Origin of the sequence: Vibrio orientalis CIP 102891 = ATCC 33934 (genome assembly GCF_000176235.1) — a bacterium.
Classification (GTDB): Bacteria; Pseudomonadota; Gammaproteobacteria; order Enterobacterales; family Vibrionaceae; genus Vibrio; species Vibrio orientalis.
In genome coordinates, this window is record NZ_ACZV01000005.1 from 558,751 (window position 1) to 584,470 (window position 25,720).

Annotated in this window: 25 protein-coding genes, 1 riboswitch and 1 other annotated feature (1 of these 27 cut by a window edge); of the genes, 18 read left to right on the plus strand and 7 right to left on the minus strand. The window is 43.8% G+C overall.

Annotation, left to right across the window (positions count from 1 at the left end; all coding sequences use genetic code 11):
- Positions 1-7 precede the first annotated feature (7 nt).
- Positions 8-2,080 carry an ATP-dependent DNA helicase DinG gene (gene dinG, locus VIA_RS13080; RefSeq protein WP_004413491.1) on the minus strand — a complete coding sequence of 691 codons (2,073 nt, stop codon included), beginning with the start codon at positions 2,078-2,080 and terminating at the stop codon, positions 8-10.
- A gap of 516 nt (positions 2,081-2,596) precedes the next feature.
- Between dinG and VIA_RS13085 the strand changes: the two genes are divergently transcribed.
- Positions 2,597-3,601, plus strand: a complete 1,005-nt coding sequence (locus tag VIA_RS13085) for a porin (protein WP_004413492.1) — start codon at positions 2,597-2,599, stop codon at positions 3,599-3,601.
- A 74-nt stretch (positions 3,602-3,675) separates the two neighbouring features.
- Positions 3,676-4,278, plus strand: a complete 603-nt coding sequence (locus VIA_RS13090) for a DUF2057 family protein (protein WP_004413493.1) — start codon at positions 3,676-3,678, stop codon at positions 4,276-4,278.
- A 30-nt stretch (positions 4,279-4,308) separates the two neighbouring features.
- Here VIA_RS13090 and bioA read toward each other — a convergent pair whose 3' ends face one another.
- Positions 4,309-5,586, minus strand: a complete 1,278-nt coding sequence (bioA, locus tag VIA_RS13095; RefSeq protein ID WP_004413494.1) for an adenosylmethionine--8-amino-7-oxononanoate transaminase — start codon at positions 5,584-5,586, stop codon at positions 4,309-4,311.
- A gap of 133 nt (positions 5,587-5,719) precedes the next feature.
- Here bioA and bioB point away from each other — a divergent pair, with 133 nt between their 5' ends.
- The 4 genes from bioB to bioD are packed head-to-tail and all read left to right on the plus strand — an operon-like array spanning position 5,720 to position 9,383.
- Positions 5,720-6,772, plus strand: coding sequence for a biotin synthase BioB (bioB, locus tag VIA_RS13100; RefSeq protein WP_004413495.1), 1,053 nt, complete (start codon positions 5,720-5,722; stop codon positions 6,770-6,772).
- Positions 6,759-7,898 carry an 8-amino-7-oxononanoate synthase gene (gene bioF / locus VIA_RS13105; protein WP_004413496.1) on the plus strand — a complete coding sequence of 380 codons (1,140 nt, stop codon included), beginning with the start codon at positions 6,759-6,761 and terminating at the stop codon, positions 7,896-7,898. The genes bioB and bioF overlap by 14 nt, the downstream gene beginning before the upstream one ends.
- 4 nt (positions 7,899-7,902) lie before the next feature.
- Complete coding sequence (gene bioC, locus VIA_RS13110) at positions 7,903-8,706, plus strand: malonyl-ACP O-methyltransferase BioC (RefSeq protein WP_004413498.1); 804 nt, start codon at positions 7,903-7,905, stop codon at positions 8,704-8,706.
- A complete protein-coding gene (bioD, locus tag VIA_RS13115; protein WP_004413499.1) occupies positions 8,703-9,383 on the plus strand; it encodes a dethiobiotin synthase in 681 nt (226 codons plus the stop codon). The genes bioC and bioD overlap by 4 nt, the downstream gene beginning before the upstream one ends.
- A gap of 58 nt (positions 9,384-9,441) precedes the next feature.
- Here the strand turns inward: bioD and VIA_RS22375 are convergent, their stop codons facing one another.
- On the minus strand, positions 9,442-9,609 hold the full coding sequence (locus tag VIA_RS22375) for a hypothetical protein (protein WP_004413500.1): 168 nt from the start codon (positions 9,607-9,609) through the stop codon (positions 9,442-9,444).
- Positions 9,610-9,915: 306 nt separating this feature from the next.
- Here VIA_RS22375 and htpX point away from each other — a divergent pair, with 306 nt between their 5' ends.
- From htpX to VIA_RS13160, 9 genes are all read left to right on the plus strand, one after another.
- Entirely contained in the window at positions 9,916-10,779 is an 864-nt protein-coding gene (gene htpX / locus VIA_RS13120; RefSeq protein ID WP_004413501.1) for a protease HtpX, read from the plus strand.
- 152 nt (positions 10,780-10,931) lie between these two features.
- Entirely contained in the window at positions 10,932-11,351 is a 420-nt protein-coding gene (locus tag VIA_RS13125) for a nuclear transport factor 2 family protein (RefSeq protein WP_004413502.1), read from the plus strand.
- Entirely contained in the window at positions 11,348-12,076 is a 729-nt protein-coding gene (locus tag VIA_RS13130) for an SDR family NAD(P)-dependent oxidoreductase (protein ID WP_004413503.1), read from the plus strand. The genes VIA_RS13125 and VIA_RS13130 overlap by 4 nt, the downstream gene beginning before the upstream one ends.
- A 10-nt stretch (positions 12,077-12,086) precedes the next feature.
- Positions 12,087-13,367, plus strand: a complete 1,281-nt coding sequence (locus tag VIA_RS13135) for an NAD(P)/FAD-dependent oxidoreductase (protein ID WP_004413504.1) — start codon at positions 12,087-12,089, stop codon at positions 13,365-13,367.
- Positions 13,367-14,128: a DUF1365 domain-containing protein gene (locus VIA_RS13140; RefSeq protein ID WP_004413505.1), complete on the plus strand. Its 762-nt coding sequence runs from the start codon at positions 13,367-13,369 to the stop codon at positions 14,126-14,128. Before VIA_RS13135 ends, VIA_RS13140 begins: the two co-directional genes overlap by 1 nt.
- 15 nt (positions 14,129-14,143) lie before the next feature.
- Positions 14,144-15,391 carry an SAM-dependent methyltransferase gene (locus VIA_RS13145; RefSeq protein ID WP_004413506.1) on the plus strand — a complete coding sequence of 416 codons (1,248 nt, stop codon included), beginning with the start codon at positions 14,144-14,146 and terminating at the stop codon, positions 15,389-15,391.
- A 26-nt stretch (positions 15,392-15,417) separates the two neighbouring features.
- On the plus strand, positions 15,418-15,936 hold the full coding sequence (locus VIA_RS13150; RefSeq protein WP_038210820.1) for a DUF2878 domain-containing protein: 519 nt from the start codon (positions 15,418-15,420) through the stop codon (positions 15,934-15,936).
- Positions 15,893-16,435 carry a chalcone isomerase family protein gene (locus tag VIA_RS13155; RefSeq protein WP_038210801.1) on the plus strand — a complete coding sequence of 181 codons (543 nt, stop codon included), beginning with the start codon at positions 15,893-15,895 and terminating at the stop codon, positions 16,433-16,435. The genes VIA_RS13150 and VIA_RS13155 overlap by 44 nt, the downstream gene beginning before the upstream one ends.
- Complete coding sequence (locus VIA_RS13160; protein WP_004413508.1) at positions 16,435-16,956, plus strand: DUF3833 domain-containing protein; 522 nt, start codon at positions 16,435-16,437, stop codon at positions 16,954-16,956. The genes VIA_RS13155 and VIA_RS13160 overlap by 1 nt, the downstream gene beginning before the upstream one ends.
- A 223-nt stretch (positions 16,957-17,179) precedes the next feature.
- On the opposite strand, the gene purB is transcribed toward VIA_RS13160, so the two are convergent.
- From purB to mnmA, 3 genes are all read right to left on the minus strand, one after another.
- Positions 17,180-18,550 (minus strand): adenylosuccinate lyase, encoded by a 1,371-nt coding sequence (gene purB / locus VIA_RS13165; RefSeq protein WP_004413509.1) that lies wholly within the window; start codon positions 18,548-18,550, stop codon positions 17,180-17,182.
- Between the two features lie 170 nt (positions 18,551-18,720).
- Positions 18,721-19,341, minus strand: a complete 621-nt coding sequence (gene hflD, locus VIA_RS13170; protein WP_004413510.1) for a high frequency lysogenization protein HflD — start codon at positions 19,339-19,341, stop codon at positions 18,721-18,723.
- A gap of 30 nt (positions 19,342-19,371) precedes the next feature.
- Entirely contained in the window at positions 19,372-20,508 is a 1,137-nt protein-coding gene (gene mnmA, locus VIA_RS13175) for a tRNA 2-thiouridine(34) synthase MnmA (RefSeq protein ID WP_004413511.1), read from the minus strand.
- 173 nt (positions 20,509-20,681) lie between these two features.
- On the opposite strand from mnmA, the gene VIA_RS13180 reads away from it, so the two are divergent.
- Entirely contained in the window at positions 20,682-20,951 is a 270-nt protein-coding gene (locus tag VIA_RS13180) for a hypothetical protein (RefSeq protein WP_004413512.1), read from the plus strand.
- A 199-nt stretch (positions 20,952-21,150) separates the two neighbouring features.
- On the plus strand, positions 21,151-22,455 hold the full coding sequence (locus VIA_RS13185) for an inosine/guanosine kinase (RefSeq protein ID WP_004413513.1): 1,305 nt from the start codon (positions 21,151-21,153) through the stop codon (positions 22,453-22,455).
- Between the two features lie 111 nt (positions 22,456-22,566).
- Here the strand turns inward: VIA_RS13185 and VIA_RS13190 are convergent, their stop codons facing one another.
- Positions 22,567-22,974 carry an H-NS family histone-like protein gene (locus VIA_RS13190; RefSeq protein WP_004413514.1) on the minus strand — a complete coding sequence of 136 codons (408 nt, stop codon included), beginning with the start codon at positions 22,972-22,974 and terminating at the stop codon, positions 22,567-22,569.
- Between the two features lie 567 nt (positions 22,975-23,541).
- A riboswitch (Lysine riboswitch) is annotated at positions 23,542-23,724 on the plus strand.
- 114 nt (positions 23,725-23,838) lie between these two features.
- On the opposite strand from VIA_RS13190, the gene VIA_RS13195 reads away from it, so the two are divergent.
- Positions 23,839-25,440 carry a Na+/H+ antiporter NhaC family protein gene (locus VIA_RS13195; protein WP_004413515.1) on the plus strand — a complete coding sequence of 534 codons (1,602 nt, stop codon included), beginning with the start codon at positions 23,839-23,841 and terminating at the stop codon, positions 25,438-25,440.
- A 176-nt stretch (positions 25,441-25,616) separates the two neighbouring features.
- Positions 25,617-25,720 (plus strand) — a sequence feature (His leader region) (it continues 33 nt past the right edge of the window).

Consider the following 25,720-nt stretch of genomic DNA (forward strand, 5'->3'; position numbering starts at 1 on the left):
GCGAAGATTATTCTATTACTCGTTTAAATGGTGGTAGTGAGTCGAGCAGAGCACTTCCATAACGTTTGGTCACCACACGGCGATCAAGGATGATGACTTTACCAGAATCTCTCTCTTTACGCAGTAAGCGCCCCACTGATTGAATTAGCTTTTTACTCGCTTCCGGGACGCTGATCTGCATAAATGGGTTACCGCCACGGTTTTCGATATATTCAGCATGCGCTCTTTCTACGGGAGAAGTGGGAACCGCAAAAGGAATCTTAGTGATAATCAAGTTTTCAAGTAATTCACCCGGTAAGTCGAGTCCTTCGGAAAAACTGCCAGTACCAAATAGAACACTTGTCTTCTGACACTGAACCAAGGTTTTATGTTTTTTTAGGATCTCAGAACGCGACTCTTTTCCTTGCACCTGCAACGCCCAGCCTTGTTTTACGAAATCTGTTGAGAGTGCATCAGCAACTTGGTTCATTTGCCAATAGGAAGAGAATAAAACTAAATTGGCTTTCTTATCTTCAATTAGGTTAGGCAATAACTCAATAAGATATTCCGTAAACTGAGGTGCCTGTGGTTCGTATTTCATTTTAGGCACATGCAGCTCCGCTTGATTTTGATAATCAAACGGTGAGGCGAGTGCCAGGAAGCGAACGCCGTCATCTGGCTTTTCACTGACTCCGGCTTGGCGACAGAAAAAGCTAAACGAATTGAGCGCGCGTAAGGTTGCCGATGTCAGTACTGCGCCGACACAACGACTCCATAGTTGCTGGTCTAGTTGCCAGCCAACTTCAAGTGGAGAGACATTGACAGTAAAGTCACCATCACGCTCTGGGCTGACTTCAAGCCAGCGTGCAAGTGGTGCACCTTTTTCTCGTAAAGGCTCAGCCATCAGGTTCCATACTTGAGCAAGATTATCCATACGTTGGATATAGAAACCGAGTTCGGCTAACGCGGGCTCTGCTAGTCTGTTGGCGAGTTCACCATCTTTTACTCTTTCTGCAATCAGGTCAGCGATTTTTGCTACCGCTTGAGCGCCTTTCTGTGAGAGTTTTTTTAACTCTTTAGATTCCTCTTCCAACCAGCTAGGTAACTCACCGTTTTCAAAGCGATAAATATTGTCCTCGAAATGGGCAGGATCAAATCGAGTGGCTAACTGAGATAAGGAAGGAATCAGTTGTTGTACTGAGTCTTGCAGCTCGTTGCGAAAACGCGATACACGTTTTTCATCGGCCATATTGGAAAACTTGGTCACCGACTGGTTCAGTCTTTCTAGCCAGCTCGCAGCCCCTTTTAAACTCGCGGCCGCTGATGAGTGGTCACGAGCAACATGAGGAAGATGGTGTGCTTCATCAAAAACATAAATCGTGTTTTCCGGCTCTGGGAGTATGACACCACCGCCAAGGTCGGCGTCCGCCATGACCAAACTATGGTTAGCGATAATGACATCTGTTTTATCGAGTTCGGCACGTGCTTTTTGAAAAGGACAGTCGCGATGCGCGGGCATACTGTTGTTACAGCTGTGCTTATCGCTCACGATCAGTTGCCATATTTCATCTTTGATAGGCTTTGGCCACGAATCTCTGTCCCCATCCCATTTACCTTGAGTGAGGGACTTATACATGGTTTCAAGTAGTTCGATATCTTTTTTCTTAGGCTTAGTTTCAAACATTGTCAGCTGTCCGCCATCGACGCCACTTGCAGAAGCGAGCTTCTCGGAGCAGCAATAACGTTGACGTCCTTTAGCCAATATAAAAGAGAACTCGCGATCCGTTAGCCTTCTATATAGAGGGAGATCTTTATTCACTAGCTGCTCTTGTAGCGCAACTGTCGCTGTAGAGATAACGACTTTGCGATTATTGAGCACGGCAACTGGAATAACGGCCATTAGATAAGAGAGAGATTTACCGATTCCTGTTCCAGCTTCAGCTACGATCATGCGGGTAGATTTGTGATATTCGCCACAAAGTGTTTTGGCGATTTCCGCAACGAGATAGTTTTGCGCTCGACGAGGTACAAAGTTTTCTAGCTGTGTCTGTAGGTTTTGATAGCTTGTACGAATGGATTGTTGAATTTTACTGGTAATCATACTGTGACCTATGTGGCGGGTGACGCATCATAGCACACTTTGCTAAACACTACTCAGTTCACGAAATAGAATCCTTAATCGCCAAATGTGGATCTTGTTCACAAAAAAAAACTGAACCTTCAAATACTTACAATTAATTCTAAATGTAAAAAATATAACTCGCTACATTCACGTATCTTGTAGTGTTAAGTTCTTTAAATGGTGGCCTGTTAAGATTTTGGTGGAGTTTTATTCCAAAAATGTACTTTAGGGATAACTGAATCAAAGATGAGAAAACGGTATGAAGTTGCTCGTATTTTATCCTGATATATATGTAATTCATTGTTTTAAATGAGTTTTATGTTTTTTTAGCAAAGTTTTTTAGAACATTTGACAGTCCGAATAATCTTTTGCAATCTAGACCTCGAAATTTAGTGGCGATGATATCCAACCCAAAAGAGGTCAGAATCATCATCAAAAAACATAAAGGGAACCGGGCAAGGATCTCCCATTCTATAGAAAAGGCAGTGGATTATTATGAAAAAGACTCTAGTAGCTCTAGCTGTGCTAGCAACAGCTTCTGCAAACGCGGGTAACTTATACGAAAACGACGCTACTTCAGTGAAGGTTTCTGGTGAAGTTGATACAGTTCTTAAAACGCTAAAGACTAAATCTGGCGGTTCTACAGTTACTGATGACGACGCACAAGTTTACGCTTGGGCTAACGTTCAGTTTGACGTTGACCACAAACTTTCTGATTCTGTGACAGCTTTCGGTTCTTTCGAAATGGAAGCTGACAATGGCGATACTGTTAAAGTTGACGACGCTAAAGTTGGTTTCAAAGGTAACTTCGGTAAAGTAACTTTCGGTGAGACTGGTTCTTCTTACGCTATCCTAGAGAAAGCTGAACTTACTAACGAAGGTGCAGATGTAGACGTAGTTTACAACAGTACTGAGTCTGCTGGTAACGGTATCCGTTACGAAATTACAGTAGCTGACTCTCTAAGCCTATCTGCTGATATCCAGACTAAAGCTTCAGAGACTGTTGACAGCGACTGGGCTATCTCAGCTGATTACGCAATCGCTGACTTCACTATCGGTGCTGCATACCTACAAGCGGACGAGAAAACACAAGATTACGACCGTAACTCAATGGGTCTATCTGTATCTTACGAAGCAAATGGTTTCTACGTAGCTGGTACTTACACTCAGTACGAAGGTCAAGGTGACGTAAACGTTGAAGGTGGTGATTCTACAGCTAGCTTAGGCGATCACGATGGTAACACTTACGCTCTAGCAGCGTCTTACTCTTGGGATGCGTACAAAGTATATGGTGCTTACCAAGTACTTACAGCTGATAAAACAACGTCAGGTGCAAACATTGACGCTGACCTAGATAACTACTACCTAGGCTTAGAATACGCAGTTATGGCTAACCTAACAGCATTCGTTGAATACAACGTAACTGAGCTTTCTGGTAGCAGCGTTGCTAGCAAGCAAGAAGCTGACTTCGCAGCTGCAGGTCTATACCTAACTTTCTAATTGAAAGTCAATGACCTACAATATAAACCAGCGCTTAGGCGCTGGTTTTGTTTTATTTACGGATGGTTAAAAACATGAAGTCAATTTTTCTTTTTATATTTGTATTGGTCTCAAGTACAATTCAGGCCGCTCAGCTATCTGTTGAGCGTGGATTCGAAGTTCACACGATCAATGGTCAAGAAGTTGAGGAGAACTCTGAGAGTCATTACGAGCTGAAGGATGGCGACAATCAAATAGTCTTTTCTTTTTCTGGCAACCTTTCTACCGGCACTAGCTCTGAGCTTCTGAACACTAAGCCCTATGTTCTCACGTTGGATACTGACAAGAATAGTGAAATTGAAATTGAACTCATTAGTCGTAAACATAAGAGAGTTGTAAGTGCTCTTGAGAAATCTGCTCCTTGGTTTGTTGTCTATGACCAAGATAAAGAAATCGAAGACTTTCAGTTAGCGCTATTACCCGCTAAAAAAGGATTCTTCCCTTATGCCGACATTCCAGCTCTTGTGGCTAACTACAATAAAGAAAATAAAATCTATTTCTCCGACGGTAATCTGGTCGATTACGAGCAATTAGAGAAAGTAACTAACTCTAAGTTTATAAAGCTTCAGTCTCTATATTTGGATGCATCGCCGGAAGAGCGCAAGCAATTTCGTAAATGGATTATTGATATTGAGTAGAATCAATAAAAAAGCTCCCAAGGGGGCTTTTTATTGGAAGCAATCTGTATTTTTTAGCGCGCATTCCACCGCATCGACAAGCTGCTGGATATGCTCTGCTTCGCTGATAAATGGTGGCATCATATAAATCAGCTTGCCAAATGGACGAATCCACACGCCTTGTTCAACAAAATGCGCCTGAATGTTTTCCATATTCACGGGTGACTTTGTCTCTACCACGCCGATAGCGCCTAGCCAGCGCACGTCATCGACTAAGTCATAGTGTTTGAGTTTGGGTAACAGCTCTGCAAATAGGCTTTCTATTTGTTTTGTTTGTGCCTGCCAGTGGTTTTCTTCGAGTAACTCCATACTCGCAGCAGCAACAGCACAGGCTAACGGGTTACCCATAAAGGTGGGTCCGTGCATAAAGCAGCCTGCGTCACCCCCACAAACAGTGTGCGCCACTTCGCTCGAGGCCAATGTCGCTGATAGTGTCATATAACCGCTGGTAAGTGCTTTACCAACACATAAGATATCCGGTTGAATATCGGCATGCTCACAAGCAAACATCTTACCTGTGCGGCCAAATCCGGTCGCAATTTCGTCTAGGATCAACAGCAGCCCATATTGATCGCACAGATCTCTCACCCCTTTTAGGAAATTGGGATGATAGATACGCATACCCCCCGCACCTTGGACTATCGGCTCTAATATCACCGCCGCGATCTCTTGATGGTGTCGATCTAGCTTCTCTTTGAAATCATCAAGATCTGATTCATCCCACTCTTGCCAGTAACCAGTTTTAGGGGATTGGGCAAAGATATGCTCGGGCAGAAAACCTTTGTATAAAGAGTGCATTGAGTTGTCAGGATCAGTGACCGACATCGCCGCAAAGGTGTCGCCGTGGTAACCGTCTCTCAAGGTAAGAAACTTGGGTCTTGATTGCCCTTTGGCATGCCAGTATTGCAAGGCCATTTTTAAGCTTACTTCTACAGAGACAGAGCCGGAATCAGCAAGAAATACATGCTGCAAATTTTCAGGAGCGAATGAGAGTAGCTTCTTACACAAGTTAATCGCTGGTTCATGAGTAATCCCACCAAACATTACATGAGAAACCTTGTCGATTTGACTGTGAGCCGCTTGGTTGAGGTGTGGGTGGTTGTAACCATGAATCGCTGACCACCATGAGGACATCCCATCGATAAGCTGTTTGCCATCTTCTAATTCAAGCATTACTCCTTTGGCAGAGCTTACGGGATAGCAGGTCAGAGGTGTTAACGTCGATGTGTAAGGATGCCATATATGACGGCGATCGAAAGCGAGATCCATGTTCAATTCCTAAAATTAAAATGATCAATAAATAACCATATGTAAACTTTTGATTTTTTGTTGTGTTGACAGTCTACATTGTGTCAGTAGACTAGCCAAGTAATCAAACCAACAATAAATGAAAGGAAAGCACGTGGAAGTACGTCACAATTGGACTGTTGCCGAAGTTCGAGAGCTTATGGAGAAACCATTTATGGATCTTCTGTTCGAAGCGCAAATGGTTCATCGTCAATACCAGCAACATAACCATGTACAAGTGAGTACGTTACTCTCCATCAAAACGGGTGCTTGTCCAGAGGATTGCAAATATTGTCCTCAGAGTGCTCGCTACACCACTGACATTGAGAAAGAGCGCTTAATGGAAGTCGAACGTGTTCTCGACGCGGCGCAAAAGGCCAAGAACGCGGGCTCTACACGTTTTTGTATGGGCGCAGCGTGGAAAAATCCAAAAGAGCGCGATATGCCTCACCTTACCGATATGATAAAGGGTGTAAAAGGCATGGGATTAGAGACATGTATGACGCTAGGCATGTTGACGCCAGATCAAGCTAAGTCCCTGTCTGACGCGGGTTTGGATTACTACAACCATAACCTAGATACGTCGCCAGAATTCTATGGCAGCATCATCACAACTCGTACATATCAAGATCGCCTAGATACCTTATCTCACGTTCGTGATGCGGGTATGAAGATCTGTTCTGGCGGTATCATTGGCATGGGTGAGAGCACTAACGATCGAGCGGGACTTTTTGTCGAGCTGGCCAACTTACCAACGCACCCAGAGAGTGTGCCAATTAATATGTTGGTTAAAGTGAAAGGTACGCCACTTGAAGAGGTAGATGATGTTGAGCCGTTCGATTTTGTTCGTCTGATTGCTGTGGCTCGTATCATGATGCCAATGTCTGCTGTGCGTCTATCTGCCGGTCGTGAGGACATGAATGAACAAATGCAGGCGTTGTGCTTTATGGCAGGAGCAAACTCAGTATTCTACGGTTGCAAGCTACTAACCACACCAAACCCATCTGAAGATAAAGATATGCAGCTATTTAACAAGCTGGGTATCAACAGCCAAGAAGTTTCCCAAAAACCTGATGAGATTGAAGAAAATGATCTGCTTGACCGTGTGGTAGAGCGCGTAGCAGCAAGACCAGCAAAAGACGATCTATTCTACGATGCCAGCGTTTAACACTCGCATCCAACAAGCCCTTATTCAAAGAAGTGATCAAGGGCTTAGCCGCTCGATTCATATCATTGATGATGGTAATTCAGCGCAGTTGAAAAAAAGCGGCGAAGAATACATAAATTTTTCTAGCAATGACTATCTTGGGTTAGCGTCTGATAAGAGTTTGACCAACGCATGGCAGCAAGGTCTGGATAAATACGGTAACGGCAGCGGTGCTTCGCCACTTGTGACTGGCTTTTCATCTGCACATCTTCAATTAGAAGAGACGCTTTGTGATTGGCTTGGTTTCGAGAGAGCGATACTGTTCAGTTCCGGGTTTTCGGCTAACCAAGCGTTGCTTTTTTCGTTACTCGAGAAAGACGACTTATTGCTGCAAGACAAGCTCAATCATGCATCGTTGATGGAAGCGGGAATGCTCTCTCCAGCAGCGATGAAGCGTTTTCGCCACAATGATGTTAATCACTTAGGTAGCTTAATGCGTGACAACGCGTTAGTAGTCACTGAAGGCGTCTTTAGTATGGATGGAGATATTGCCCCACTTGCGGATATCTACTCCATTACTAGAGGCAAAGGCTGGCTCGCGGTTGATGATGCTCATGGGATTGGCGTATTGGGTCAGCAAGGCCGTGGTAGTTGCGCCGAATCTAACATTCAACCTGAAATTCTCGTGGTTACTTTTGGAAAAGCGTTTGGCCTGTCGGGCGCGGCAATTATGTGTAGCAAGCAAGTCGGTGACTATCTGACACAGTTCGCTCGTCATCACGTTTACTCGACTGCAATACCACCTTCTCAAGCGGTTGCTTTGTCTCACGCGGCGTCAATGATTCAAACGCAGCAATGGCGTAGGGATAAGTTGGCAGAGCTTAGTGAGTACTATCATCACCTACTTTCCGATATTGAAGGCTACCAAACGACGGATACACCCATTAAGCCCTTCATTATTGGCAGTGCGGATAAATCCGTTGCAGTAGCGGAGCAATTAAAATCAGCAGGCATTTGGTTGACGGCAATTCGTCCGCCTACCGTGCCAAATGGTAGCGCGAGGTTAAGGATTACGCTGACTGCGGAACATCAATTCCATCATATAGATAAGCTGGCTGAACAACTAAAGCAAGCGCTAAAGGGGTGAGTAAATGGAACAAGCGATACTAATTGACTCATCCAGTTACGATAATAAAGCTGCAATCGCGGAAGCATTTGGCCGCGCGGCGGTCAGTTATGATAAACACGCCGCGTTTCAACGTGATGTGGGTGAGCGTCTGTTAGCGAAAATGCCACAAGACTTAACAGGAAAAACGGTGTTGGACGTGGGCTGTGGGACCGGCTATTTCTCTTTTGAGCTGTTAAAGCGTGGTGCACATGTCATCTGTTTTGACTTGTCTGAGCAAATGCTTGACGCCGCACAGTCTCGATGTGGTAGTGATCACGTCACGTATCAGCAAGGCGATGCGGAAAAACTTCCTTTTGAGACTAACAGTGTTGATTATGTCTTCTCGAGCTTGGCTCTACAATGGTGTCAGGATTTGTCTGTACCGATGCGAGAGATTCGCCGAGTCGTTAAGCCACAAGGTAGTGCTTACCTTTCAACTTTGCTCGATGGTTCATTAAATGAGCTGAAACAGTCTTGGGCTAAAATTGATTCATATCAACACGTCAATGAGTTTATCTCAGCCAATCAGGTAAAAATTGCGTTAGCGCAATCTGAATGCCATGAGCATCAACTAGACTTAGCGGCCATTACGGTGTGGTACGACACCGCTTTTGCCCTAATGCGCGATTTAAAAGGCATCGGGGCAACGCATGTGGATGGTAGGGCGAGTGGCCTTACTAGCCGAAAAGCTTTAATGCGAGTTGAGCAAGAGTATCAAACCTATCGAAATCATCAGGGTCTTCTACCTGCAACATATCAGGTCTGTTTAGGGGTTATTCATCTATGATTGATGCATTTTTTATTGCGGGTACGGATACCGATGTTGGGAAAACAGTTGCTTCGAAAGCAATTTTAAACGCGTTAGCGGAAAAAGGATTAAAGACAATTGGTTATAAACCAGTTGCGGCGGGTAGTGATAAGACTGGAGAGGGTTTTAGAAACTCAGATGCACTCTACCTGCAGAAGGCGGCGACGGTTGAAGTTGCATACGACGATGTCAATCCATATGCGCTAGAGTTACCTGCGTCACCGCATATCGCAGCAATGCGTGAAAAGGTTGAAATTGAGTACTCAATTTTGAGTGATAAACTCGCTCAACATAAACAGAACTCAGACATTGTTTTGGTTGAAGGTGCGGGTGGTTGGCGTGTCCCTGTTTCAGCTACAGACTGCCTATCTACTTGGGTGCAGCAAGAGAAGTTGCCAGTGGTTCTTGTTGTGGGTATTAAGCTAGGCTGCCTTAGTCATGCAATGCTCACGCTAGATGCGATTAAAGCGGACGGACTTGAAGTAGTCGGCTGGGTGGCGAATCGAGTCAACCCAGGCACAGAGCATTACGCAGACATTATCGAAATGCTTGAGCAGAAAATTGATGCTCCGAAGATAGGCGAAATCCCTTATGTACCTTCAGTGAAACGCCAAGGGTTAGCAAAATATATCGATGTTTCACCACTAATTGGGTAGAAACTGACAAAAAGTAAAACGGCTGCCAAATGGCAGCCGTTTTCATTAACTGGGCAAATTACTTGTCGTGGTTAAGACCCATCAACGCAGATTGCGTTTCGATGATGCGCTTTTGCGTTTTATCTTCAGAAGAAATACCTAACTGCTTTTTGGCTTCTTCTTCAGAAAGTCCTAAATGACAGCACAACAGATCAATAGCCATTTGATAGTCGTTAGTTTCAACCATGATTCGATTCCTTTGTTCCATGGATTTTCTCATCTACCCTAAATCTAACATGTCTAATTTGTTCGGCAATACTACCAAAGTCTAACGTCTTGCCCGTGAGTTCACAGACTGATTCGACGAGCTATCGTGGTATCAATGCATTGAGTTTGGTTAATAAAAGAAATGAATATAGAAATCAAATGTTTCAATTTGCTGCTTAACCTTGTAATTAAAAGGAATAGACTATATCTATAGGGTTAAGAACAAGCTAGAGAGCAACGTATCTTTAGCAATAATAAAATGCTTCCGTTTTTTTGGAGAAAAGTAATGAAGCGAGTAATGTTATTTCTTGCGACCAACTTAGCTGTTGTTCTGGTACTAAGTGTTGTGCTGAACATTGTATATGCAATGACAGGTATGCAACCGGGCAGTCTATCAGGCTTGCTTGTGATGGCTGCTGTATTTGGTTTTGGTGGCTCGTTCATCTCTTTGATGATGTCAAAGGGGATGGCGCTGCGTTCGGTGGGCGGTATGGTTATCGAGAGCCCACGTAATGAGACTGAGCACTGGCTAATAGAAACGGTTCGCCGTCAATCTGAGCAAGTCGGCATCGGTATGCCGACCGTCGCTATTTATGATTCAGCAGATATCAACGCGTTTGCGACAGGTGCAAAGCGCAATGACTCTCTTGTCGCAGTATCGACGGGTCTACTACATAATATGACTCGTGATGAGGCAGAAGCGGTCCTTGCGCACGAAGTGAGCCATATTGCCAATGGTGACATGGTCACAATGACCTTGATGCAAGGCGTGGTTAACACCTTTGTTATCTTCCTATCGCGTTTTATTGCCAATATCGTTTCGTCAAACAGTGACGAGGAAGAGGGTGGCAGTAACATGATGGTTTACTTTGGTGTAAGTATGGTGCTTGAATTGGTGTTCGGTTTCTTGGCGAGCTTTATCACCATGTGGTATAGCCGACATCGTGAATTCCATGCTGATGCTGGCGCGGCGCAACTTGTGGGTAAACATAAGATGATCGCAGCGTTAGAGCGTCTAAAAATGAGTCAAGAATCTCAGCTTGAGGGTTCAATGATGGCATTTGGTATTAATGGTAAACAGTCACTGACTGAACTGTTAATGAGCCACCCGCCGTTGGACAAACGCATTACGGCACTACGTAACTCGTAACGAAAACTCACTGTTTTGTTGAAAAGGCTTGGTTTATAACCAAGCCTTTTTTTGATCTATCCTTTTATTACCTGCGTACAACACTTCAAAATTAGAATTGACAGTGATGGTAGCTAACTGCTTTTTACTGAAATAGCGTTGAGGGAGATTGAATGGATGTTCAAACGGTAGGGCAGTTGTATCAACAGCTGAATAAAGCAAACTTACACATACTGTCAGATGTTTACCACCAAGAAGTGATATTTGAGGATGCTGCACACCGGCTTGAAGGTTGGCCTGCATTGGAAAGTTACTTCGAATCTTTGTATGCCAATGTCAAACGTTGCGAGTTTGAGATTCAACATCATCAACAATCAGGTGACACGGGTTTTCTGACTTGGGTGATGTGTTTAGAGCATCCCAAGCTTTCGAAGGGTGCGCGTATCTATGTCAACGGTGTTAGCCATTTGAAATTCAGTCAAGGGCGAGTCATTTATCACCGCGACTACTTTGATTTGGGCGAAATGTTGTATGAAAACTTACCCTTACTGGGTTCGGTGATTAGAACCATCAAGCAGAGGCTAGGTCAATGAGTGGTGTCTTGATCACAGGCGCCACCTCCGGGATTGGTCTGCAATTGGCAAAGGATTATGCCTCTGCGGGTGTGGATGTGTTGGCATGTGGCCGCAACCAAACGATTCTTGAACAACTTTCTTCGCGCTATTCTAATCTTACTCCTTTAATGTTCGACCTGACCGATGTAGAGCAGACGGAAAAGGTTTTTAAATCCCTCCCTTTCATCCCCAAGTTATGGATTTTTAATGCGGGTGATTGTGAATATATGGAACAAGGGAAAGTCGATGCCAGTTTGATGAAACGTGTATTTGATATCAACGTTATTGGTCTATCCAATGTTATCCAAGCGAGCCAACAATATTATGAGGCGGGTCATCATATCGGTATCGTAGGCTCAATTGCCAGTGAAGTCGCTCTCCCCAGAGCAGAGGCATACGGCGCATCAAAAGCCGCCGTCAGTTATCTTGCGCGTACGTTACAAGTCGATCTAAAGCCTAAGAAGATAGATGTGTCTGTCATTTATCCAGGTTTTGTCAAAACGCCTTTAACTGACAAAAACACCTTTGAGATGCCAATGCTTATTTCTGTAGAAAGAGCTTCACAAGAGATTCGCGACGGCCTTAATACTCGCAAAACCCATATCTATTTTCCTCGGAAATTCACCACCATTTTACGTTTGATTGGCTTGTTGCCTTATCGTTGGCAAAACGCCATTACCTCCAAATTAGTCGCTCAAGGATAGGGGAATTACAATGAAAATAGCAATCATAGGCACTGGTATATCTGGTTTAACTTGCGGCTATTATTTACACAAGCAGCATGATATCACCCTGTTTGAAGCGAACGATTACATTGGTGGTCACACTGCCACTGTCGATGTTGACGTTGATGGGAAAAGTTATGCAGTCGACACCGGTTTTATTGTTTATAACGATAGAACATATCCCAACTTCATCGCGTTGATGGATGAGATTGGTGTAGAAGGGCGACCAAGCCAAATGAGCTTCAGTGTTCGAAATGACAGCAGTGGTCTTGAATACAACGGCCATACCATCTCAACGCTATTCGCTCAGCGTCGCAATTGGCTCAATCCAAAGTTCTACTCATTTATCTTTGAAATTTTACGCTTTAACAGAATGGTCAAAGAGGTGGCGAACACCCCTAGCCATGCTGAAGTAACGCTTGGTGATTTCCTTAATGAGCATAAATTCAGCGACTACTTTAGCGATAATTATATCCTACCGATGGGGGCCGCTATTTGGTCCTCAACCTTGTCCGACATGCGTGCTTTTCCGCTCAATTTCTTCGCGCGCTTTTTTCTAAATCATGGTCTATTGGATGTGACGAACCGCCCACAGTGGTACGTGATTAAAGGTGGCTCTCGAGAATATATAACGCCGTTAATTAAAGGCTTTAAAGATCGCATTCGATTGAGTAGTCCTGTTGACTCGGTCACGCGTGACCAAGCAGGAGTGACCTTAGTGTCCAATGGCAAAACAGAGCGTTATGACCAAGTGATTTTTGCTTGTCATAGTGACCAAGCGCAGCAACTTTTGGATGACTCGTCGGTCGTTGAAAACAGTGTGTTGGGCGATTTAGCGTATCAAGGGAACGAAGTGATTTTACACACGGATGAGAACCTTCTGCCAAAACGTAAAGCGGCGTGGGCGTCCTGGAACTATTGGCTAGATGGTAGCGAGAGTGAGCAATCAAGAGCGCCAACCCTAACTTACAATATGAATATTTTACAGCATATAGAGTCGCCTAAGACATTTTGTGTCTCACTCAATAGTAGCGACGAAATCGATCCGGACAAAGTACTTAAACGCTTTCTATACAATCATCCAGTATTCAACCGTCAATCGATTGCCGCACAGTCACGACGTAGTGAAATCAATGGGGTAGCTAACACATGGTTCTGCGGCGCGTACTGGTATAACGGCTTCCATGAAGATGGAGTTCGTAGCGCGCGTGATGTCGTGCGAGGTATCGATGCTTTGAGCCACAACCATACTGAGAAGGGAGCGGCTTAATGAGTAGCCACTTGCTCGTCGGAGATGTGAGGCATCGTCGTTTTACCCCAATAGAACATGCACTGAGCTACCCACTGTTTATGCCATGCTTAGATCTCGATGAGTTGGATGACTTGGAGACGCGTGTAACTGGGTTTGGCCGACGATGGTGGCACTGGGCAAGATTCAAACGAGAAGATTACTTGGGTGAAGGGGACTTAAAACATGCGGTTCAAAACAAAGTCTATGAGTTAACTGGTGTTCGAATCTCTGGGCGTGTGGAAGCGGTCATTCACCTGCGCTATCTTGGCATCTACTTCAGCCCAGTCAACTTCTATTACCTTTATGACGAACAGGGCAACTGGCGCTACTTGCTGGCTGAAGTGAGTAATACACCGTGGAACGAACGCCACTATTATGCTTTAAACGCTGAAGATGAAGCGACGTGGCGGCATGAAAAGCAGTTTCATGTTTCCCCATTCAACCCCATTGCTCAGCAATATCAGTGGAAATTGAAGCCGTTAGCTAAGCAGCTTTCTATCCACTTAGAGTGTCATCGTGAATCTAAAGAGTTCGATGCGACCTTGAAAATGCGTAAATATCCGTTTAACTCTAAAGTATTAGTTAAACATTTGATCTCTACGCCAGTCATGGCAGTAAAAGTAACCATAGGCATTTATTGGCATGCGCTAAAACTATGGATGAAAGGGGCGCCATTTTATTCTCACCCCAAATATCAACGTGGCAATAATGACCAACCAAGTGCTGATATCGAAAAATAATAAAGGGAATAGAAGATGATGAGTTCACAAACACTGCCATTACCCAACAAGCTGACGACAGTTCAAAAGAGTGCTCGTAATATTGCATTCTCTTGCTTGTATAAGTTGCAGATTGGCAGTTTGACGATTGTTGAATCCTTCCACCAAGACGCTTCTCAACGAGTGAGAGAAGTCTTTGGTCAGCCGAATAACAGTCAGCCTAATGCATTGATTGAAATTAAGAACCCAGCCTTTTACGCTCGATTATTAAAGGGAGGAAGTATTGCTGCGGGTGAGGCTTACATGGACGGTTGGTGGGATAGCCCCGATCTGACTAAGTTGATGGAGCTCATGGCTCTAAACTTAACGGCACTAGACTCGATTGAAAGTCGCTCAACACTATTGTCTAAGTTAATGAACCAAGTCAGCCATTGGCTAAATCGTAACACAGTGAGCAATTCGGCGAAAAATATCGAAGCCCATTATGATCTGAGTAATGAGCTTTATGAGACCTTCTTAGATGACCGTATGCTCTACTCTTCGGGCTTATTCAATTCTACAAGTGATACGCTTGAACAGGCACAAATTAATAAAATGGAACGTTTGTGCGAACAGCTGAAACTGTCTGAAACCGATCATGTTATTGAGGTTGGGACAGGTTGGGGAGCGATGGCTATCTATATGGCGGAGCGTTATGGATGTCGCGTTACAACGACCACTATCTCACAGCAACAGTACCAATATGCTAAACAGAAAATAGAGCAAAAAGGCTTATCTCAGCAAGTGACACTGCTTAAAGAAGACTATCGCAACCTTAAGGGGCAGTTCGACAAGCTAGTGTCAATCGAGATGATAGAAGCGGTTGGTAAGCAGTTTTTAACTTCCTATATTCAGAAATGCCAATCTTTGTTAAAGCCTGGTGGGCTAATGGCGATTCAAGCAATTACCATTGCGGATCAGCGTTACAACTACTACAGAAACAACGTAGACTTTATCCAGAAGTATATATTCCCGGGTGGTTTCTTACCTTCGATCACTGCATTGACTCAGGTTACGACGAATAGCAGTGATTTGGTACTGAGAGATCTCTATGACATAGGTGAAGATTATGCTCAAACCTTGAATCACTGGTACATCAGATTTAATCGTCACCTCGATCAAGTGGTACAACTAGGCTTCGATGAAAGATTTATTAGAATGTGGAATTACTACTTTTGTTATTGCGAGGGCGGCTTTAAAGCGAAGTCGATCAGTACAGTACACATGACATTCCAACGTCCATAGATTCGATACTCATGAAGGCAATAGCAATGAAGCGCTTACTTCTAATATCGACATGGTTCCAACTACTATGGTTTTTGGCCGTTATAGGAAGGGAGCAATGGCAGTATTTAACGTTGGCGTTAGTGATAACCACATTGCTCCTTAGTTTGATGAATAAAAGCCTAGAGTGGAAAAAGTTAGGTGCGATCCTAGTAATCGGGATGCTACTTGATTACTTCAATATCGCTATAGGCTGGTTTGTCTTTGATCAAGCAGGCATCCCTCTTTGGCTTACTGCACTTTGGGCTATTTTCGCCTGGTATGCCTACTTTCTTTATCCAATATTGAACCAATACCCTGCGCCAGTCGTATTAACAGTTGGAGGCATAGCAGGGTCACTTAGCTATGTTGCCGGAAGCAAACTAGGTGCGGTTTCTTTTGGTTTATCGCTATCAGCCACAGGACTAATCCTATTTTTTGAATGGGTAATTGTGATGGCGGTAATCCTAAAGGTATATGGATATGAGAGTAATACTGATGATGGGCTGTTTGGCACTAGCAAATAGTGTTTTTGCTTCTAGTCTTGATGAGCATTCTAATAGCGACTGGCGAGCTTGGGACAAGGTGGGGCAGGCTCAGCTTACCATGTTTTTCTTTGATATTTACCAGTCTCAGCTTCTGACCCCAACTGGCCATTATGCTGTCGGTCAAGATATCACTCCTCACCCGTTAGCGCTTTCTATTACCTATCAAAGAGATATTTCTCGCCGCCAATTGCTTGAGGCAACTCAAGAGCAATGGCTGAAGCTAGGGTTTACAGACAATGCGACACAAGCTTGGTCGGCTAAATTGGAAGGGATTTTCCCAGATATTAGTGAGGGACATAACCTCACTTACGTTACGGATGGAATCCAAGGTGAGTTTTTCTATACCAGTGACCTCGCCTCGATGAAAAGTATTGGCACCGTCGAAGAGGAATCAATGAACGATGCATTCTTGGCCATTTGGTTGTCGCCTAACACCACATATCCGGAACTAAGACAAAATCTTATAGGAGAACAATAATGGTCAAACAGTTTCTCGTTGTATTACTGCTTGCGTTTGTCGCGGGTTGCTCAAACGATCTTGAAGACTACAAAGAGGTTTCCCCACAATTCAATTTATTCCAGTATTTTGAAGGTAAGACATTAGCATGGGGTATGGTCCAAGATTATTCTGAGCAACAGACGAGAAGGTTTGAAGTCGTCATAAAAGGTAGCGTTGAAGATAATGTCTTAACACTAACTGAAGACTTCTTGTTTGCTGATGGGGAGGTCACTCAGAGAATTTGGGTTATCGAGCGCTTAGATAACGGTGAATACATAGGTCGAGCAGATGACATCATTGGTGTTGCTACGGGTAAAGAATCGGGCAATGCTCTGCAGTGGCAATACGACTTCGAGCTAGTCATGGATGATTCCAGCGTGGTTGTTTCTTTTGATGACTGGATGTATCGACAAGATGAAAAGCATGTCTTCAACTTAACTAAAATTAAAAAATTCGGCGTTGAAGTAGGGCAGATCACGCTGTTTTTCCAGAAACAGTAGCGAGTGAATCTAATTGGGGGCGCAACCATACAGCTTCTAGTCATTCCTTAGAGCAACGAAGTTGCGAGTAAGGAATCTCTTTAAGTTTTCGACAAGCGTTGAGAGATCCCCAACTCTCTCGTTCCTCGCTCTCGGGGATGACGGGCATTATACCAATCTATCGGTACAAAAAAGGGTTGATGCTTTCACATCAACCCTTTCAATTTTTTGTATTAAGCGCTTCTTACAGCTTATCAGTCAGCTCAATTGCTTGACCGATGTAGTTCGCTGGAGTCATCTCTTTAAGGCGCGCTTTCTCGTGCTCAGGAAGCGCCAGACCGTCGATGAAGCTACGCATTGCTTCACCGTCAACTCGCTTACCACGAGTTAGCTCTTTCAGCTTCTCGTATGGCTTCTCGATACCGTAACGACGCATCACTGTTTGTACTGGCTCAGCAAGTACTTCCCAGTTCTTGTCTAGCTCAGCTAGTAGTGCTTCGCGGTTAACTTCAAGTTTGCTGATACCTTTCAACGTAGACGTGTAAGCAATGATTGCGTAGCCAACACCAACACCTAGGTTACGTAGAACCGTAGAGTCAGTTAGGTCACGCTGCCAGCGAGAGATAGGTAGCTTTTGCGCTAGGTGGCCGAATACTGCGTTAGCTAGGCCTAGGTTACCTTCAGAGTTTTCAAAGTCGATTGGGTTAACTTTGTGCGGCATTGTTGATGAACCGATTTCACCTGCAACAGTCTTCTGTTTGAAGTGACCTAGTGCGATGTAACCCCAAACGTCACGATCGAAGTCGATTAGGATAGTATTGAAACGTGCAACTGCGTCGAATAGCTCAGCGATGTAATCGTGCGGCTCAATCTGAGTTGTGTACGGGTTCCAAGTTACGCCTAGAGACTCAGTAATAAACTCTTCAGAGAACTGGTGCCAATCTACTTCAGGATAAGCAGAAAGGTGAGCGTTGTAGTTACCTACTGCGCCGTTAACCTTACCTAAGATCTCAACGTTAGCAATTTGCTTGTATTGACGCTCCATGCGGTACGCAACGTTTGCCATCTCTTTACCCATTGTTGATGGGGAAGCTGGCTGACCGTGGGTACGAGAAAGCAGTGGAATGTCGCGGTATTCAACAGCAAGCGCTTTGATTGCGTCGATGATATTTTGAATTTCAGGAAGAATAACTTCGTCACGAGCTTCTTTAAGCATTAGTGCGTGAGAAGTGTTGTTGATGTCTTCTGAAGTACATGCAAAGTGGATGAACTCATTAACAGCGTGCAGTTCAGGAACAGCAGCGACTTTCTCTTTAAGGAAGTACTCAACCGCCTTAACGTCGTGGTTAGTTGTGCGTTCGATCTCTTTGATACGAGCTGCGTCTTCTTCAGAGAAGTTTGCTGCTAGCTCATCTAAGAAGGCGTTTGCTTCTGCGCTGAATGCAGGAACTTCTTTGATTGCATCTGTAGCTGCAAGCTTTTGTAACCAACGAATTTCAACGATAGAGCGGTACTTTAGTAGACCAAACTCACTAAAGATGCTGCGAAGTGCAATAGTTTTACTTCCGTAACGACCGTCTACTGGTGAAACAGCAGTCAATGCTGACAGTTCCATGATGTTCTCCTGAAAAAATTGAGTTTCGAAATTTTGAGAGCTTTATACCAGTATCTGAAGCATTTGTCACGAATATTGCGCAAACGTTTGCGTGAGTAATGTGCTGGTATAAGAAAAGTGTTGTACTGGCATAAATAACAAGCTCGCATCCATGTGCGAGCTTGTAGAGATTATGACATTCTAGCGAGTAGAATCTGAGCTTGTTCGACCATCTTCTTACGGCCGAAAATCAGGTGGCGGCGTTTACCACCAACTTGACGCCATAATACAGCGCTACGGATGCCTGAGAGCAGCAGAGCACGAACTTTATGTTGATTCGAAGTCTGTTGAAGCACAGCTGGCGTACCAGTAACTTGAATGCGTGGGCCGACAGGACTGATGACATCCAAATATACGCTTGCTAAGTTGCTAAGCATTTGCTCGTCAAGTAGCTCAAAGTGCTCAAGCTGACGATCTAACATTTGAATGCGGTCACCGAGCTGTGACATCGCGTCATTACGGGTCTGTAACTTACGCTCAAGTGCCATCAAGCTAATAATGTAACGAGTGATCTCGCTACCAGTCGGCGTACTATCAATACCTTTAACTAGGCATTCTAGTCCAAGCTTCAAATCGACTTCACGACCATAAACACCAACTGTGTTGCTTGGGTTGGTGTTTAGAATCGCTTTTAAAGAAGTTTCAAACGCGTCAGAGTCACAGTGACCGTTTTTAGCGACTTGTTGAACCAAAGCGACGGCTTGGCAAATTCCAGCAAATGCAATAGTGCGGTCGTAAAGTGTGTTAGCCACGTAATTCTACTCCTGATAGTTACGATTAAATTAGATACGCTCTTCGATGATGCCGCCACCAAGGCAGACTTCATCTTTATAGAAAACAGCAGATTGTCCTGGCGTAACAGCGACTTGCGGTTCGTCAAAGATCACTTTGATGTTCTCATCATCAATAGGGATGATAGTACATGGGATATCAGTTTGACGGTAGCGAGTTTTTACAGTGCATTGTAACGGTTCTTTAATCGCGTCACGATCTACCCAGTGTAGTTGAGAGGCGATAAGGCCTTGAGATTTCAGCATTGGGTGGTCTTTACCTTGAACCGCAATCAGAACATTGCGTTTAAGATCTTTGTCACCAACGAACCACGGATCTTCGTTACCACCGCCACCTTTTTGGCCACCAATGTGCAAACCTTTACGCTGGCCTAGTGTATGGTACATCAGGCCGTTGTGTTGACCGATTACTTTGCCTTCCGGTGTTTCAATATTGCCTGGTTGCGCAGGTAGGTAACGACCTAGGAAGTCAGTAAACTTACGCTCACCGATAAAACAGATACCGGTCGAGTCTTTTTTCTTTGCTGTGATCAGATCTTGTTCTTCAGCGATACGACGTACTTCTGGTTTTTCTAACTCACCAACTGGGAATAGGCTGCGCGCCACTTGATCACTACTTAGTGTATATAAGAAGTAGCTTTGATCTTTGTTGCCATCAAGGCCACGTAACATCTTAGGTTTTTCACCAGCAGCTAGCTCTTCAGCAGTAGGGAAGGTACGACGTACATAGTGGCCCATCGCAATATAGTCTGCGTCTAAAACTTCATCAGCAAACTCTAGGAAAGCTTTGAATTTAATCTCTTTGTTGCAAAGGATATCTGGGTTAGGTGTACGGCCCGCTTTGTACTCCGCAAGGAAGTATTCAAATACGTTATCCCAGTACTCTGCAGCAAAGTTAATTGTATGTAGGTGAATGCCTAGCTTGTCGCACACGGCTTGCGCGTCGGCAAGATCTTCAGCTGCTGTACAGTACTCTTCATTGTCATCTTCTTCCCAGTTCTTCATGAACAGGCCTTCTACTTGGTAGCCCTGTTGCTTGAGAAGGTAAGCAGAAACCGATGAATCAACACCGCCGGACATGCCAACGATGACTTTCTTTTGACTGTTATCAGTACAGTTGTCAGACATTACTAAACACCACTTAAATTAACTGGACGCAGATTTTATCAGAAAGCGTTGCAGTGGGACAGATCCGAGACGGAAATCACACTTGCTATTTTCACTATATCTGCGGTTTTACAAGTATAGAGTGCCTATATATGGCATAGTACGCGGAATTCAAGTCACTACGAGAAAATAATATGACTGATGAAAATCAGATGATGGGTGAAGAGCAGTTAGTTGAAGTGATCGAAAACCAACTTGCTGATGGTAATCCAATGAAAACCAAAGAAACACTAATGCGCCTGATGATGACAGGTACGCCACGTGAAGATGCAGTAGCGATGATGGCTTGCGCTGTGGCGATTGAAATCTTTGATGTGATGAAAAATGGCAATGAGTTTGACTTAAAACGTTATTCTGAGAATTTAGATTCGTTACCAGACCTTGGCTTTATGGAAGGCGAATAACCCTTAGTTCGTGAGTGGGTAATGGGACTCGCTCACGAATATTTTCCCCTCTTATTTATTACACCTTAAGTCGCCAGTAAAATTATTAGTCTTGCAAACGTTTGCTATACTTGCGCTTATTGCCGCACCCCCGTCCGCAAGGTAGAATCCGGCTTCTTTTCATCCCTTATTCAGAATCCTTTACGGCAGAAAAACAGTTATGAAATTTCCTGGTCAACGTAAATCTAAGCATTATTTTCCGGTTCATGCCCGCGATCCGCTTGTAAGCCAATCGCAAGAAAGCAAAAAAATGTCACGTACGCATATTATCGGTATCGATCAGACTTTGGTTGATATTGAAGCGAAGGTAAGCAGTGAACTGATCGAAAAATACAATCTGAGTAAGGGACACTCTTTAGTAATTGACGACCAAACAGCGGAAGCGCTTTACAACGAATTAAAAGAGAGTGCGTTGATCACCAACGAATATGCTGGTGGTACGATCGGTAATACACTTCATAACTACTCGGTGCTAGCAGATGATCGCTCGACACTACTGGGTGTAATGAGCCAAGACATTAAAATTGGTAGCTATGGCTATCGTTATCTATGTAATACGTCTAGCCGTATGGACCTTAACCATCTTCAAGGCGTAGAAGGGGCGATTGGTCGTTGTTTTGCGTTGATTACTGAAGATGGTGAACGTACTTTTGCTATCAGTGAAGGTCAAATGAACCAACTGAAGCCAGAAAGTATCCCAGAGAAGATTTTCAAGAATGCATCAGCGTTGGTATTAACCGCTTACTTGGTTCGTTGTAAAGAAGGCGACCCAATGCCAGAAGCGACGATGAAAGCGATTGAATACGCGAAGAAGCATGATGTACCTGTTGTTCTGACTTTAGGCACTAAGTTCGTGATTCAGGACGATCCTAAGTTCTGGCAGGATTTTTTACGTGACCACGTTTCTGTTGTTGCGATGAACGAAGATGAAGCGGAAGCGCTAACTGGTGAGTCAGAGCCACTTGCCGCGTCAGATAAGGCACTTGAGTGGGTTGATCTCGTTCTATGTACCGCAGGGCCTGTTGGCTTATTTATGGCGGGTTACACAGAAGAGTCAGCGAAGCGCGAAACCTCTCTACCATTACTGCCTGGTAGTATTGCCGAATTCAACCGATATGAATTTAGTCGTCCGGCTTCTAAAGAGTTGTGTGATAACCCAATTAAGGTCTATTCACATATTGCGCCTTATATGGGCGGACCAGAGAAGATTAAAAACACTAATGGTGCCGGAGATGCGGCGTTGTCAGCGCTACTACATGATATGGCAGCAAATAAATATCATAGAGAGAATGTGCCGAATTCAAGCAAGCATGCTCACACTTACCTAACTTATTCTTCTTTCTCTCAGGTATGTAAATACTCAAACCGAGCAAGTTATGAAGTATTGGTACAGCACTCACCGCGTTTATCTCGCGGATTGCCTGAGCGAGAAGATAGCTTAGAAGAAGCGTACTGGGAACGTTAATTCAATAACGTCACATTAATTAAAGCCTCACTTTTGTGGGGCTTTTCTGAGTTTATAGGTAATAAAAAAGCGCCATATAGGCGCTTTTATTATCAATACTGATTATTACGATTAGATTAGGAAATCTTCTAGAGATTTACCCGCATCTAACTGTTCTTGGATTGATGAAGGCGTACGACCTTGACCTGTCCAAGTTTTTTCATCGCCAGCTGCATCTACATATTTGTATTTTGCTGGGCGAGGAGCACGTTTAGATTTTGTCTTAGCTTTTGATTCGCCAGATAAAGCTGAAATCAATGCTTCAACATCGATACCATCTTTAGAAATCTGCTCTGCGATTGCAGCAAGCTTAGCTTCTTGCTCTGCTGCTGCAGCGCGGTCTGCTTCTTCAGATTCTTTACGCTCACTAACTACAGTAGTTAGTTTATCTAAAGCTTCTTCTAGTTGCTCTAAAGTTAGTTCACGTGAAAATGCACGTAGACTACGAATGTTTAATAGTGTCTTTGTTAGTTCCGACATTTATTCATCTCTTCATATATAAGTTGCCGATATAGGAATAATAAACGCTAGAATAAAATAATACAATCTAAGAAATAGAATTAAATAAACTATTTTCTAACTGTTTAAATATTTGGACACAGTAATTTAAATAGAATTTTTATTTAAGAGCCGAGCGGGGCGTTTTAGTTGCACTTTGTTACTTTAGTTTCATATAAATCGTGATCAATATTTATTAAATGCTCTTAACTTATATGGCTAACAATATGCTTTGTACGGTTATTGTTACTTCAATAAGTTGTGGTGAGTGGCATACTTTGTACAGACCTAGTAAAGCAGGTATTGATATCATTATATGGAATGATATTCGATGTGGAAGGCCGAGTAGCAATACATTCTTTTTAAGCACTAGGATGACTATTCATTGGTAGTGGAAGCTTAAGCATGAGTGACTAGCAATAACTTTAACAATAAAAATGGAATGATATGTTGAAATGGTAACCGAGATAAGTACAATGGGCGGAACCTAATGCGTAGTGTTGGTTAAATTGTTGTTAAAATGATTTTGCAATAGTTTAAAATTCCATCGCTCGCGGTAGAGGCGCGGAATAAATAAGTAATGTTTACTGGGGTGATGCCAATGAGTAAGCAGGAAAGGGTATTTCGCCGAAGTGAATGTTCATATCAAAGGCGTTCGCTGGGGTTACACTCGAAAGGGGTAACACTGCCATAGTCTATAATTTTGTAAAACTATGGAGCGCTACTGTAGGGCTGGGATAAGCAATCGCTTTCCCGTCGCTTCTTTTCGCTTATTTGTTAGGAAATGAGTTCCTTCAATGAGTCTGCAGTAGATCTCTAACCATTTATTACTGGTTTTTGAAGATCATGAATTTAATTGATTTTGCATCATCTCCTTTGTCTCTATTGCCGCCGATTGTGGCTTTGAGTCTTGCTATCCTTACACGCCGTGTACTTGTTTCACTGGGTGTTGGTATTGTTCTTGGCGCTATTTTATTGAATGACTACTCATTCGGTAGCGCTCTTGGCTACGTCGCTTCAACGGTATCGAGCGTATTTGTTGAAGATGGCGGCATCAACACTTGGAATATGAGTATTGTTGGCTTCCTATTACTACTTGGTATGATGACCGCGCTGCTGACACTATCAGGTGGTACACGTGCATTCGCTGAGTGGGCCCAAACACGAGTTAAGAGCAAGCGAGGTTCTAAACTTCTGGCTGCTTTTCTCGGCGTGTTCATCTTTGTCGATGATTATTTTAATAGCCTTGCAGTAGGTGCGATCTCACGCCCTGTTACTGACCGTTTTTATGTCTCACGTGCTAAGCTGGCTTACATCCTAGATTCTACTGCTGCACCTATGTGTGTGATCATGCCGGCTTCAAGCTGGGGGGCATACATCATGACGATTATTGGTGGCATCTTAGTTTCTCATGGCATCACTGAGTATTCAGCTCTAGGTGCTTACGTTCGTCTTATTCCAATGAACTTCTACGCTATCTTTGCATTGCTAATGGTTTTTGCTGTCGCATGGTTCGGTCTAGACATTGGTAAAATGCGCGAGCATGAAATCGCGGCATCGCGTGGTCATGGGTTTGCCAAAGAGCAAGCTGATGACTCAGAAGAAGCCCATGAGCTAAATGAAGAGCTTGATATTCAAGAAAGCGAAGGCGGTAAGGTATCTGATCTTATTTTACCTATCGTATTCCTAATCATCGCGACAATTGCTTCTATGATGTACACCGGTGGTCAAGCTCTGGCTGCTGACGGCATTGAATTTAATATGCTAGGGGCGTTTGAGAATACCGATGTAGGTACATCGTTAATCTACGGTGGCCTTGTTGGTTTAGCTTTCGCACTGTTTACTGTGCTTAAGCAAGGTATTGCCGCAACAGAGATTACGCGTACCCTTTGGATTGGCGCAAAGTCGATGTTTGGCGCAATCTTGATCTTAGTCTTTGCTTGGACGATTGGTTCTGTTATCGGTGATATGAACACAGGTAAATACCTATCGACACTTGCTCAAGGCAACATCAACCCACATTGGCTTCCTGTTATCTTGTTCCTATTGTCTGGTCTTATGGCGTTCTCAACGGGTACTTCATGGGGTACGTTCGGTATCATGTTGCCAATCGCCGGTGACATGGCAGGAGCGACAGATTTAGCGCTGATGTTACCTATGTTGAGTGCGGTTCTAGCTGGTTCAGTATTTGGTGACCACTGCTCACCAATTTCAGACACAACGATCCTCTCTTCAACGGGTGCACGTTGTAACCACATTGATCACGTATCGACGCAGTTACCTTACGCGCTTTCTGTGGCTGCCGTTTCTTGTATCGGTTTCATTACGTTGGGTATGACGGCATCAATCGGTATGTCATTAGCGGCATCAACCGCTGCCTTTATTGCGGTCTGTGTGCTGCTTTCAGTACTATCAAAGTCAAAAATGGCGAGCTGTCAGAACGCATAATGACAGCATATAAATAGTCATGTTAAAGGGAGCCTCGGCTCCCTTTTTATTTGTATATGACAAAATGAAAAAAGTTTAAATAAATGGTTGAAAAATGTTTACAGCTTGGTTAGTGTGGATATCAACAAAGCGAAACAGAAGAGCTTATTAAGTATGCGTAAATTAGTCATGAATATTCATCACCACCATCACCCAGTCTAGTCTTTCGGGAGATGCACGCATACCCGGGAGACAGGAAACTCCCGGAGGCTAAAATCGCAAACTACAAGATTTAGAACCC